This is a genomic window from Streptomyces sp. NBC_01217 (assembly GCF_035994185.1).
In the GTDB taxonomy this organism is placed as follows: Bacteria; Actinomycetota; Actinomycetes; order Streptomycetales; family Streptomycetaceae; genus Streptomyces.
In genome coordinates this window covers 3,555,528-3,567,176 of sequence record NZ_CP108538.1, presented here as the reverse complement: position 1 = coordinate 3,567,176, position 11,649 = coordinate 3,555,528, and the positions used below count along the sequence as shown (strand labels likewise).

The window sequence follows — 11,649 nt, the reverse complement described above, 5'->3', positions numbered from 1 at the left end:
GTGGGACGGCGTGCGACGGTCCCGTTCACTCCTCCAGCGTCAGGCCCTTGCGGAGCCTGCCCAGCGTGCGGGAGAGCAGCCGCGACACATGCATCTGGGAGATGCCCAGCTCCTCGCCGATCTCCGACTGCGTCATGTTGGCGACGAACCGGAGCGAGAGGATCCTGCGGTCGCGGCCGGGCAGCGCGGCGATCAGCGGCTTCAGCGACTCGACGTACTCGATGCCTTCGAGCCCGTGGTCCTCGTAGCCGATGCGGTCCGCCAGTGCGCCCTCGTGGTCGTCCTCCACGGGCTTGGCGTCCAGCGAGCTCGCGGTGTACGCGTTGCTCGCGGCCATACCCTCGACGACCTCGTCGTGGGTGATGCCCAGGCGGTCGGCGAGCTCGCCCACGGTGGGTGAACGATCCAGCTTCTGGGCGAGCTCGTCGCCCGCCTTGGCCAGGTCGAGCCGCAGCTCCTGCAGCCGGCGCGGTACGCGCACGGACCAACTGGTGTCGCGGAAGAAGCGCTTGATCTCACCGACGACGGTCGGCATCGCGAACGTCGGGAACTCCACGCCCCTGCTGAGCTCGAAGCGGTCGATCGCCTTGATCAGTCCGATCGTGCCGACCTGGATGATGTCCTCCATCGGTTCGCTGCGGGAGCGGAACCGGGAGGCGGCGAACTTGACCAGGGCCAGGTTCAGTTCGACGAGCGTGTTGCGTACGTACGCGTGCTCGTGGGTGCCCTCTTCGAGGGATTCGAGCCGCGCGAAGAGCGTCTTCGACAGGGCCCTGGCGTCCAGCGGTCCCACTTCGCCGAAGGGCGGGATCTCGGGAAGTCCTTCGAGACCTTCGGGGGCGCCGTAGTTGTGGACAGCGGTGCTGCTGCTACTGCTGTTGCGCGTGCCGTCTCCGGCGTTCGCGGCAGGGGAGTCTGATTGGGTCAGTCCCTGAGGACGTGCTGACGTCGCGTCGGGGGTACGCGGTCCGTCGAGCCGGGGTGACATGGTCTCCTCCATCGTTCTCGGCATATGGCTGCCGATGCCCATACGTGTGCGTGCGGTGAAGCGGCGCCTCCGAGCCGGCCGTGTTTTGGGTGGACCTCTACCCTTACCCGGTCCGGACGGGCAGTTACAAGCGCCAATTACTGCTATATGTCCGGTTTGTTGGGTTTTTCGGGTACCGCGTGGCGTACGGAACGCGTACTGTTTCAAGAACGTCAGCGACAGCACGTACGAATCTGCGTACACAGAGACGCAGGCAGTGACGAACGGCGAAGAGGAACGGGCATGGACCGCGGGACGGTCGGCAGTGCGAACCAGGGTCGGCTTCAGGTCGAGGCCCGCACCGAAGGGCGCAGCGAGGTCGTGACGCCGGTGGGTGAGCTGGATCACCACACGGCGGATCTGCTGCGGGAGCCCCTGGAGAGCGCGGTCGAGCAAGGGCGGGTACGCCTGGTGGTCGACTGCTCGCGACTCGAATTCTGTGATTCCACCGGGCTCAATGTGCTGCTCGGTGCCCGCCTCAAGGCGGAGGCGGCCGGGGGAGGGGTCCATTTGGCCGGAATGCTGCCCGTGGTGGCGCGGGTCTTCGAGATCACCGGGGCCGAGGCGGTCTTCACCGTCCACGACTCCCTCGAAGAGGCCCTGGATACGTGATCGTGGCGCGGTTCACGCGCCCGGGAGCCCCATGTGTTGCCCGTGTCACGCGATCCGCGTAGATGAAGTGGGTGTTGTCACGATTCGGCCGGGCAGGAGACACCCGGCGGAGCCATGGGCGGCCCGCACACTCCGTATCCGTACCTGCGACTATCTGTACTCGTAACTGTTCAATGGCGACATGGTGAATCGGTGAGGTGAAGCGCTGATGAGCACCACCCGGCAGCATCCGCCGGGCGATCTCGGCCGTGAGCCGGAGGACGCCGGCGTGGGCGAACGCCCGGACGCGGGTGCCGGTGCGGCCTCCCCCGAACCGGCCGAGCGGCAGTGGCGCACGCTGTCGCTGCGGGGAATCGGCGGCATCGTGCCGACGGCCCGTGACTTCGCCCGCCAGGCGCTCCACGACTGGGGCTGGCTCCCCGCGTCGAGCGCCGACGGAAGGGCCGCCGCCGAGGACGTCCTGCTGGTCGTCTCCGAGCTGGTCACCAACGCCTGTCTGCATGCGGAGGGCCCTGAGGAACTGCGTATCGCCTGCACGGTGAAGGTGCTGCGGGTGGAGGTCGTCGACGGGGGTGCGGGACAGCCCGCGCCGCGCACCCCGCACCGGGCCGGACGGCCCGGCGGGCACGGCATGTTCATCGTGCAGCGGCTCTGCCTGGACTGGGGCGTCCTGCGGGTGGACGGCCGGGCAGGGAAAACGGTCTGGGCGGAACTGGCCGCCCCCGCATAGCCACTTGTCCGGGCCGCGGATGCGCGTATGCATTCGGATACCTGTGTGGATGTGTGTGCGGACACGCGTACGAGTGCCTGCGTCCCCGCATTTGCGCCCTTGAAGAGCGCGCCGGATCGGCGCGCTCTTTGTCTTCCCTCCACAAGGCCCCGGGCGTACCTTGAGCGCCCGATCTGATGTGTCGTCAGTAACTTGCGTCGGTGAGAGACGGCGCGCGGCGACTTCCGGCATGAGGGGAACTCAAGGTGTCCTACCAGAAGCGAACAGCTCTCGCGCTGGCGTCCGCGCTGGCGGGCACGGTGGTGCTGCTGGCCGCGCCCGCCGCCCACGCCACGGTCGTGGACGTCGACTACCAGTGCAAGACCCCGATCGGGGACAAGAGCGCTGTGTCCCCCATCGACATCAAGAGCGTCAGGAGCGGCGGCGGATACAAGCTCACGATGTCCTTCCAGAAGGGCGTCTCGTCCAGCCCCGTCGAGCTGGGCAAGGGCGCGATGAACCCCAGTGCGGTCATCAGGGTGAGCGGCGCCGACACGGGCCAGGTCCGGGTCTCCGGCGCGCCGAACCCCGCGGCCATCCCCGCCAACACCCCCATCAAGATCAGTGACCTGACGGGTACGTACACCCCGAAGAACAGCGGAAAGGTCGACTTCACCGCCGGTGTGCTGACCATCAAGGCGCTGGGTACGACCACGACCTGCACCCCCTCCAACAACCCGGGGCCTTCGCTCCGACTCGATGTGACGGCCGCGGGCAACGCGTCGCAGAGCACCCCGGACAACGGCGGTCAGCTGCCGAAGACCGGTCCGCTCGACTCGGCCGTGGCGCTCGGCACGCTCGGCGGCACGGTGCTGCTGACCGGCGCGGCCGGGGTGCTCTGGCTGACCAGACGCGGACAGGGGGCCGTCGGCCGCTAGGGACCTTCCTTCCGGATCCTGCCGGACCCGGAAGGAAGGTCCCGGCCCCACGATCCCTCCGCCGTCGACCACGCACCAGGGAGCAGCCCATGCCGTCGCCGACCGGTCACGCCACCCGACTCGCCCTCGCCGTACTGCTGTTCACCCTCGCCATGACCCCGGCGGCCGGTGCCGAGACGCGGACACCGAAGCCCGCGGGCACCGAGTCGTGGACGGCGCAGCCCGCGGTGAGCGGTTCCGGTACCGGCGGCGCAAGACCGTACTTCTATCTGGAGGGACCGCCCGGCACCGTGCTCCAGGACCGGCTCTCCGTCACCAACTCCGGTACGGCCCCGGTCACCGTGCGGCTGCGCGGCGCCGACGCGTACAACACCGACGACGGCGGATTCGCGGTACGCGACGGCAAGGGCTCCACCGGGACCGGCGCCTGGCTGCGGACCGCCGCCGCCGAGGTGACCGTGCCGGCCCGCACCCGCGCCGATGTGCCGTTCTCCGTCACGGTCCCGGCGGGCGCGACGCCCGGCGACCACCCCGGCGCGATCATCGTGCGCAGCGGCGACCGCTCGATGGGCGTACGCATCCAACTACGGGTCGGCGGACCGACGCTGGCCGCGCTCACCGTCGAGGACGTCTCCGTGTCCGGGCGGACCATCCACTACACGCTGGTCAACCGCGGCAACACGGCACTGACCCCGCGCCTCGCCGTCGGCGCCGACGGGGTGTTCGGGAAGCTGCTGCGGCGCGGGGCGCGCACGCTCCCGGTGGAGCTGCTGCCCGGACAGCGCGTCAGGCTCAGTGAGCCGTGGCGGGACGCCCCGGCCCTCGATTCGGCGACCGTCCGGCTGCGCGTCACGGCGGCGGGCGGAGCGCACGGCGAGGCGACGGCCCGCGCGGTATTCGTCCCGTGGGCGGCGGGCGGCGCCGCGCTGCTGCTCCTGGCCGCGGTCGCCGCAGGCGCGTACGCCTGCCGGCTCCGGCGCGCACGCGGACGGCCACCGGGCGATGGCGACGGCGGCCGGCCCGGACCGTCCTCGGGAGGCCAACGGCATACCGGAAGAAGGTATTTGGTGAAGGCGGGAGTGGAATCGTGACTGGACAGGCCGGACCGGCATCACTCCGCGGCGGCAGCCACCGGCGGGCGGCCGTGCTCCTCGGCACACTGCTGACCGCCCTGCTGATGGTGTCCGCGACCGGCGCCGACGCGGCGGGTGCACATGCGCGGGGCGTAAGAGCCGCGGACACGAAGCCCGTCGTCACCCTCTCCGAGCAGCAGGCGGGCAAGGGCGGTGAGATCACCGTCAAGGGCAGCGGCTGGCGTCCGGACACGCTGTTGATGATGCTGATCTGCGGACGGTCCACGCCGGATCGCGGGGTGATCGGCGGCACCAACTCCTGTGCCAACGCCGAGGGCCGCGCCGTCACCACCGGCGCCGACGGCGGCTTCAGCAAGAAGATGCCGGTCGCCGAGCCGCCCGTGCCCTGCCCCTGCGTGGTGCATGTCGCCACCGTCACCGGGGAACAGGTCCTCACCGACGCCGTGTTCGTCGTCGCCGGACACCCGGTCGCCGCACTGCCCGAGGAGACCGAGGGCGGCAGGCTCGCGGTGCTGGCCACCACCCGGCTGGAGGGCGACAGCGGAATCCTCACCTGGTTCGGCGCCCCGCCCGCCCGGCACCTGGTCTTCACCGTGGGCAACCTCGGCTCCGCCCCCGTCAAGGACCCGGTCTTCCAGGTCGGCACCGCGCACGGCGTCTTCGCCCCGCAGTGGGAGGAGCGGCAGTGGCGCGGCACCATCGAGTCCGGCCGCAAGGCGCAGATCAAGCTGCCGGTCGAACTCACGGCGGGCGCCCACGGCGGCTACCAGGTCTCGCTGAAGTACGGCGGCAAGGTGCTGGCCGAGCAGCCGTGGGGGGTCGGCCGCCCCTGGGGTGTCACCCTCTTCTGGATCCTGCTGTGTGTCGTCGTACCGGCCGCCGTGTTCCGGATCGGCATGGCGATCGTCGACAAGGTACGCCCCCGCAGCTCGCGCACTCCTGTCCGCGCCGGGCGCCACCGCCATCCGCAACCGGCCGATGCGAGCGCGAAGCTCCCCAGGCTGCGCCGCGCGCCCGAGCCCGCCGTGAGTCCCCCGGCCCCGACCGTCACCACCGCCACGCTGCCGTGGTTCACACCGGATTCCGCACCGCCAGAGAACAGACCGACGACGAAGGGACATTCGTGAGTACGCAACGCAGGACGGTCGCGGCGGGAGTCGCGATGATGCTCGGCGGCGCGGGCATGCTGCTGGCCGCGAGCCCGGCACAGGCCGCGGAGATCTCGTACAGGACGGAGTGCATTCCGCCGTCCATCTCGGGACTGCCGCCCGTGCAGGGCACGACAAAGGCGCAGTTGACCGCGCCTGCCGAGGCGAAGGTCGGGGACACCGTCGAGGTGGTGTGGAAGACGGTCGCGGCCGCCTCCGACAACCCCGACGTACTCGACCTGGAGAAGGACACGGTCAAGCCGACCGGCACGATCAAGGTGGGCGGCGCGGCCAGTGGCGATCTGTCGATGGAAGGGCCCCGGCAGAACCCGCCGATCCCCAAGAACAGCCCCATGGTGCTGCCCGACATGAAGGGCACGCTGAAGCTGGAGAAGGCTGGTGAGATCACGCTGACGCCGGACGCGTACAACATCAACGTCTCCAAGCCGATCTCCACGGACACCAAGTGCTCCCCGAAGGAGACCGTCCAGCCGGGCGCGACCATCAAGGTCACGGACGGCGGCGGCGGTACGGCGGGCGGCACGACGAGCGGCTCCACCACCGCAGGCGGTACGACCACCACGGGTGGTTCGACCGCCGACGGCGGCACCACGGCAGGTACGACGGCCGGCGGTATCGACTCCGGCGGCACCACCGCCGGGTCGAGCGGTGGGGCAACCGGTGGCGGCGGTGGTCAGACCGACTTCGAGGGCAAGGAGGTGTCCGTCGCGTACGCCTGCAAGACGCCGATCGGCGACAAGAACGCCACCTCCCCGGTGCAGATCAACGCGAAGAAGAACGGCGGCGGCTTCGACCTCACGGTGAAGTTCAGCAAGTCGGTCATGGACAGCCCCGCCGACATTCCTGCCGATTCGGTGAAGCCCTCCATGGAGGTCGAGCTGGGCGGAGCCGACAAGGGCACGGTCCATGTCGAGGGTCCCGCCAACAAGGAGCCCATCAAATCCGGCGCCCCGATCGAGATCCCCGATCTCACGGGTACGTACAAGCCGGGCGCGAGCGGCACGTCCACCCTCAGCCCGGGCGTACTGACCGTCATGGCGCTCGGCACGACGACGACCTGCACTCCGCCCGCCGGTGTCGGGGTCTCCCTGGAGCTCGACACCTCGGCCCAGCCCGGCGGGGCCGTCGGCGGCTCGGACGCGGGCGGGGCCACGAGCGGCGGCGGTACGGACTCCGGCGGTACGGACTCCGGCGGCGGACTGGCCGCCACCGGGGCCGGGGACAACGGCACCCTGCACGCCCTCGGCCTGGTCGCGGGGACGACGATCCTGCTGGGCGGCGCCGTGTTCACCTTCACCCCGTGGCGCAGGCTGCGCGGCACCAGGTGAGCCGAGCTCCGTACGGAAACACGCGGAGGTACGGATACACGTAGAGGTACGGATACACGTAGAGGTACGGAAAGAGCGGAGGGCCGCCGCACCGGAATCCCGGTGCGGCGGCCCTCCGTACAGCAGGGGCGGGTGCGTCAGTGCACGTCGCCCATGAGCTGCTTGACCTTGCCGCGGTACATGAAGATCGCGACACCCGCGGCCACCGCGAGGGCGGCCTGCAGCGCGACCACACCGGTGCCGTTGAGGTCGACACCCGCGATGGAGAGCAGACCCGTGGTGCAGTCACCGGCGGTGACTGCCAGGAACCAGACACCCATCATCTGACTGGCGTACTTGGCCGGGGCCATCTTCGTGGTGACGGAGAGACCCACCGGGGACAGCGTCAGCTCGGCGACCGTCTGGACGAAGTAGATCGCGACCAGCCACATCGCGGCGGCCTTGTGGCCGTCCGAGGCGATCGTCAGCGGCATCAGGAAGAGGAAGAACGACGCACCGACCAGCACCAGGCCGGAGCTGAACTTCACGATGGTGCTGGGCTCCTTGCCGCGCCGGTTCAGCGACAGCCAGAAGGCGGCGAAGACCGGGGCCAGCGCCATGATCAGGACCGGGTTGACCGACTGGTACCAGGAGACCGGGAAGTCCCACCCGAGGACGCTGTTGTCGGCCGAGGAGTCGGCGAAGATCGCGAGGGTCGAACCGCCCTGGTCGTAGATCATCCAGAAGATGGCGGCGGCGACGAAGAACCAGATGTAGCCGGACATCTTCGACTGCTCGGTGGCGCTGAGCTCCTTGTCGCGCTTGATGCGCGCCAGGACCACGATCGGAATGATCAGACCCGCGACGGTGATCGGGACCAGGATCCAGTTGAGCGTGTAGACGCCGGTGACCACGGTGACGATGTAGAAGACCGCGGCGACGGCCATCCAGATCATGGCCTTGCGCAGCGTGCTCGTCCGCTCGACGTGCGACAGCGGCTTCGGGACGACCAGGCTGCGCTCGTTCAGGTGGCGGGTGCCCATCATGAACTGGGCGAGACCCAGGCCCATGCCGAGCGCGGCGAGGGCGAAGCCCAGGTGCCAGTTGACGTTCTCACCGACGGTGCCGATGATCAGCGGCGCCGCGAAGGCACCGATGTTGATGCCCATGTAGAAGATCGTGAAGCCGCCGTCGCGGCGCGGGTCGTCCGGGCCGTCGTAGAGCTGGCCGACCATCGTCGAGATGTTGGACTTCAGCAGACCGGAGCCGATGGCGACCAGTCCGAGTCCGGCGAAGAAGGTGCCCTGCGTGGGCAGCGCCAGCGTCAGGTGGCCGAGCATGATGACGACGCCGGCGACGGCGACGGTCTTGCGCGGACCCCAGACACGGTCACCGAACCAGCCGCCGGGCATGGCGAGCAGGTAGACCAGCGACACGTAGACCGAGTAGATCGCCGTGGCCGTGGCCGGGTTCATGTGAAGCCCGTTGGGGGCGATCAGGTAGAGGGGAAGCAGGGCCCTCATGCCGTAGTAGCTGAAGCGCTCCCACATCTCGGTCATGAAGAGAGTGGCCAGGCCGCGGGGGTGGCCGAAGAAGGTCTTCTCGGAGCCGGAAGTGCCGGCCGAGTCCTTCGTCAGGCTGGACGCCATGGTCGATCCTTGGGTGCTCGGGACGCGGTGCCTCGTGAGCGTTACGCGCCCGGTGGGGGGAGGCCGGCACCGGCGCGGTCACGCCCCACCCCCACGCCTGACAGGGGATTCGTCCCGACCGCCGGACTCATCGAGGAGCCGACCGGAGGAGACGGGGGACCGACCGCATCGGGATCCACGCCCGGTGCGCATCCTCACGCTCCGGGCCCGGCCACAGGTCATTCACTGAATTCACGACTGGCGGGAACCAGCCGGCAGAACAAAAGAGACCCTCGGCGCTAAAAGCTGCCCAAGGGTCCTTGAGTAGTGCAACAGGCGTCGAGCCACCATACGACATGACTCAGTCGGAAATAAATGCACTTGAGAGATGGATCACAGGCGGCACTGGAATCACACTCCCATATTCGAAGGCATTTCTCCGATTTCCTCACGGACCCGCAGGCCTTTTGGATCACCTCACGGCAGGCGCCCCGCGCGGACTACCATCACTCCATGACCCGTGTACTGCTCGCCGAGGACGACGCATCCATCTCGGAGCCACTGGCCCGCGCACTGCGTCGGGAGGGTTACGAGGTCGAGGTCCGCGAAGACGGTCCGACCGCTCTCGACGCCGGCCTCCAGGGCGGGATCGACCTGGTCGTACTCGACCTGGGCCTGCCCGGGATGGACGGCCTCGAAGTCGCCCGCAGGCTCCGTGCCGAAGGCCACACCGTGCCGATCCTGGTGCTGACCGCCCGTGCCGACGAGGTGGACACCGTCGTCGGCCTGGACGCGGGCGCCGACGACTACGTCACCAAGCCCTTCCGCCTGGCCGAACTGCTCGCCCGCGTCCGGGCCCTGCTGCGCCGCGGCGCCACCGAGCCCGCCCCGCAGCCCGCCACCCACGGCGTCAGGATCGACGTCGAATCGCACCGGGCGTGGATGGGCGACGAGGAACTCCAGCTCACCGCCAAGGAATTCGACCTGCTGCGGGTCCTGGTCCGCGACGCGGGCCGGGTCGTCACCCGGGACCAGTTGATGCGCGAGGTCTGGGACACCACCTGGTGGTCGTCGACCAAGACCCTCGACATGCACATCTCCTGGCTCCGCAAGAAGCTCGGTGACGACGCGGCCAATCCCCGCTACATCGCGACCGTACGGGGCGTCGGCTTCCGCTTCGAGAAGAGCTGACGTACAGAAACACCCATGCGCCGCAGACTGATCAACTCCACGCTCGCCGTGGTGCTCGTGGTGATCGCCGTCTTCGGCGTCTCCCTCGTCATCGTCGAGAGCCGCACCATCAGCAACAGCGCCCAGGAGAGCGTCGACTCCGAGGCGCTGCGGCTGATCAGCGTGGTCGAGAGCCGGCTCCTGGGGGCCGAGCGGATCAACCCCGCGCTGCTGGCCGAGCAGATCTCCAGCAAGCGCTACGCCCTGGTCACGATCCCCGGACGCGCCCCCATCGAAGTCGGTACGCGCCCCACCGGCAGTGTGATCAGGAGCACGGCCGAGGGGGAGCAGGGTGAGCGCGTCACCGTCGAGGAGTCCAGCTCCGCCGTCACCCGTGAGGTCGGCCGCACCCTGATGATCATCGGCGCGGTGGCGCTGCTGGCCATCGTCTCCGCCGTGCTCCTCGCCGTACGCCAGGCCAACAAGCTGACCTCGCCGCTGACCGACCTCGCCGAGACCGCCGAGCGCCTGGGCTCCGGCGACCCGCGCCCGCGCCACAAGCGGTACGGAGTACCGGAACTGGACCGGGTCGCCGACGTCCTGGACTCCTCCGCCGAACGGATCGCCCGGATGCTGACCGCGGAACGCCGGCTGGCCGCCGACGCCTCGCACCAGCTCCGTACGCCGCTGACCGCGCTCTCCATGCGGATCGAGGAGATCTCCGTCACCGACGACCCGGACACGGTGAAGGAGGAGGCGAACTTCGCCCTCACCCAGGTCGAGCGGCTCACCGACGTGGTGGAGCGGCTGCTGACCAACGCCCGCGATCCGCGTACCGGCTCCGCCGTCGTCTTCGACCTCGACGAGGTCGTCAAGCAGCAGATCGAGGAGTGGCGCCCGGCCTACCGGGGCGAGGGCCGCGCCATCGTCCGCTCCGGGAAGCAGGGGCTGCGGGCCGTCGGCACACCCGGCGCGGTCGCCCAGGTGCTGGCCGCACTGATCGAGAACTCACTGATGCACGGCGGCGGTACGGTCGCGCTGCGCACCCGGGTCACCGGCAATCAGGCGGTGATCGAGGTCACGGACGAGGGCCCGGGCGTGCCGCCCGACCTCGGTGCCCGGATCTTCGAGCGGACGATCAGCGGCCGCAACTCCACCGGTATCGGCCTCGCGGTGGCCAGGGACCTCGCGGAGGCGGACGGCGGCCGTCTCGAACTGCTCCAGCAGCAGCCGGCGGTCTTCGCCCTCTTCCTCAGCCGGGTGGCCCTGAAGAGACAGGAACCGGAACGCCCGGTGCGCTGAGCGGACGCGGCGAGCGGTGCTACGGCCGCACCGAATCGGCCTCGACCCGCGGCACCTGCTCCGTACGCCCCTGCTTCAGGAACCCCTCCGCGCTCAGCACGGTCTCCTTCGCGGGCAGCGCCTTGAACACCCACGTCCGGTAGGACCAGAAGCGGAACAGCGTCGCGATACCGATGCCGAGGATCTTGAAGACATTGCTCTGGACCGGGCTGTTCCACCCGAACCCGTACGTCGCCGCGTACAGCACACCCGTCTCGATGACCGCGCCCACCGCGCTGAACAGCAGGAACAGCGTCAGCTCCCGGGTCCGGCCGCTCTTGTCGCGGTCCCGGTACGTCCAGTAGCGGAAGCCGACGTAATTGAAGAGGATGGCGACGAGCGTGGCCAGCAGGCCTGCACGCACCACCTGGAGGTCCGTGGTGCGCCAGAGCAGGTTGGATACCGCGATATTGACGACCAGGCCGAGTGCGCCGACCGCGCCGAACTTGGCGACCTCCCGGGCCAGCAGATCCAGCCGGGTCCGCAGTGCGCCCCGTTCGCTCATGGTGATCGCTCAGCCCGTCTGTCGGTTACGTCGGTCCAGCCATGCTAACCAGCCCGTCCAGGGGCCACCCGTGGATGAGCCGGCAGGTGTGGCGATGCTGTGACGCACCCCGCAGGCCGGGGCGGGCACAGGGCTTCGTCGGGCGACCC

The 11,649-nt window shown here is 69.6% G+C and carries 11 protein-coding genes; 8 read left to right on the top strand and 3 right to left on the bottom strand.

Annotation, left to right across the window (positions count from 1 at the left end; all coding sequences use genetic code 11):
• Window positions 1-25: 25 nt before the first annotated feature.
• Window positions 26-988 carry an RNA polymerase sigma factor SigF gene (locus tag OG507_RS15625; RefSeq protein ID WP_327371984.1) on the bottom strand — a complete coding sequence of 321 codons (963 nt, stop codon included), beginning with the start codon at window positions 986-988 and terminating at the stop codon, window positions 26-28.
• A gap of 282 nt (window positions 989-1,270) precedes the next feature.
• On the opposite strand from OG507_RS15625, the gene OG507_RS15620 reads away from it, so the two are divergent.
• The 6 genes from OG507_RS15620 to OG507_RS15595 all read left to right on the top strand — a co-directional run bounded on the left by OG507_RS15620 (window position 1,271) and on the right by OG507_RS15595 (window position 6,877).
• Window positions 1,271-1,639 (top strand): STAS domain-containing protein, encoded by a 369-nt coding sequence (locus tag OG507_RS15620; RefSeq protein WP_327367808.1) that lies wholly within the window; start codon window positions 1,271-1,273, stop codon window positions 1,637-1,639.
• Window positions 1,640-1,847: 208 nt separating this feature from the next.
• Entirely contained in the window at window positions 1,848-2,369 is a 522-nt protein-coding gene (locus tag OG507_RS15615; protein WP_327367807.1) for an ATP-binding protein, read from the top strand.
• 245 nt (window positions 2,370-2,614) lie between these two features.
• A complete protein-coding gene (locus tag OG507_RS15610; RefSeq protein WP_327367806.1) occupies window positions 2,615-3,286 on the top strand; it encodes a peptidase in 672 nt (223 codons plus the stop codon).
• 89 nt (window positions 3,287-3,375) lie between these two features.
• On the top strand, window positions 3,376-4,377 hold the full coding sequence (locus OG507_RS15605; RefSeq protein WP_327367805.1) for a COG1470 family protein: 1,002 nt from the start codon (window positions 3,376-3,378) through the stop codon (window positions 4,375-4,377).
• Window positions 4,378-4,463: 86 nt separating this feature from the next.
• A complete protein-coding gene (locus OG507_RS15600) occupies window positions 4,464-5,507 on the top strand; it encodes a hypothetical protein (protein WP_327371982.1) in 1,044 nt (347 codons plus the stop codon).
• A gap of 38 nt (window positions 5,508-5,545) precedes the next feature.
• Entirely contained in the window at window positions 5,546-6,877 is a 1,332-nt protein-coding gene (locus tag OG507_RS15595; protein ID WP_327371981.1) for a hypothetical protein, read from the top strand.
• A gap of 137 nt (window positions 6,878-7,014) precedes the next feature.
• Here OG507_RS15595 and OG507_RS15590 read toward each other — a convergent pair whose 3' ends face one another.
• Window positions 7,015-8,505 carry an oligopeptide:H+ symporter gene (locus tag OG507_RS15590; protein WP_327367804.1) on the bottom strand — a complete coding sequence of 497 codons (1,491 nt, stop codon included), beginning with the start codon at window positions 8,503-8,505 and terminating at the stop codon, window positions 7,015-7,017.
• A 492-nt stretch (window positions 8,506-8,997) separates the two neighbouring features.
• On the opposite strand from OG507_RS15590, the gene OG507_RS15585 reads away from it, so the two are divergent.
• Together OG507_RS15585 and OG507_RS15580 are read left to right on the top strand one after the other, a co-directional pair.
• Complete coding sequence (locus OG507_RS15585) at window positions 8,998-9,675, top strand: response regulator transcription factor (protein WP_327367803.1); 678 nt, start codon at window positions 8,998-9,000, stop codon at window positions 9,673-9,675.
• 15 nt (window positions 9,676-9,690) lie between these two features.
• The gene (locus OG507_RS15580; protein ID WP_327367802.1) at window positions 9,691-10,956 is read left to right on the top strand and encodes an ATP-binding protein; all 1,266 of its coding nucleotides are present in this window, start codon (window positions 9,691-9,693) and stop codon (window positions 10,954-10,956) included.
• A gap of 19 nt (window positions 10,957-10,975) precedes the next feature.
• Here the strand turns inward: OG507_RS15580 and OG507_RS15575 are convergent, their stop codons facing one another.
• Window positions 10,976-11,500 carry a GtrA family protein gene (locus OG507_RS15575; protein WP_327367801.1) on the bottom strand — a complete coding sequence of 175 codons (525 nt, stop codon included), beginning with the start codon at window positions 11,498-11,500 and terminating at the stop codon, window positions 10,976-10,978.
• Window positions 11,501-11,649: the final 149 nt, after the last annotated feature.

Excerpts from the sequence above, each read along its gene's own strand:
- OG507_RS15580 (WP_327367802.1), top strand. The coding sequence starts at position 9,691 with ATGCGCCGCAGACTGATCAACTCCACGCTCGCCGTGGTGCTCGTGGTG.
- OG507_RS15590 (WP_327367804.1), bottom strand. The coding sequence starts at position 8,505 with ATGGCGTCCAGCCTGACGAAGGACTCGGCCGGCACTTCCGGCTCCGAG.
- OG507_RS15595 (WP_327371981.1), top strand. The coding sequence starts at position 5,546 with ATGCTCGGCGGCGCGGGCATGCTGCTGGCCGCGAGCCCGGCACAGGCC.
- OG507_RS15615 (WP_327367807.1), top strand. The coding sequence starts at position 1,848 with ATGAGCACCACCCGGCAGCATCCGCCGGGCGATCTCGGCCGTGAGCCG.
- OG507_RS15585 (WP_327367803.1), top strand. The coding sequence starts at position 8,998 with ATGACCCGTGTACTGCTCGCCGAGGACGACGCATCCATCTCGGAGCCA.
- OG507_RS15600 (WP_327371982.1), top strand. The coding sequence starts at position 4,464 with ATGGTGTCCGCGACCGGCGCCGACGCGGCGGGTGCACATGCGCGGGGC.
- OG507_RS15620 (WP_327367808.1), top strand. The coding sequence starts at position 1,271 with ATGGACCGCGGGACGGTCGGCAGTGCGAACCAGGGTCGGCTTCAGGTC.
- OG507_RS15575 (WP_327367801.1), bottom strand. The coding sequence starts at position 11,500 with ATGAGCGAACGGGGCGCACTGCGGACCCGGCTGGATCTGCTGGCCCGG.
- OG507_RS15605 (WP_327367805.1), top strand. The coding sequence starts at position 3,376 with ATGCCGTCGCCGACCGGTCACGCCACCCGACTCGCCCTCGCCGTACTG.
- OG507_RS15625 (WP_327371984.1), bottom strand. The coding sequence starts at position 988 with ATGTCACCCCGGCTCGACGGACCGCGTACCCCCGACGCGACGTCAGCA.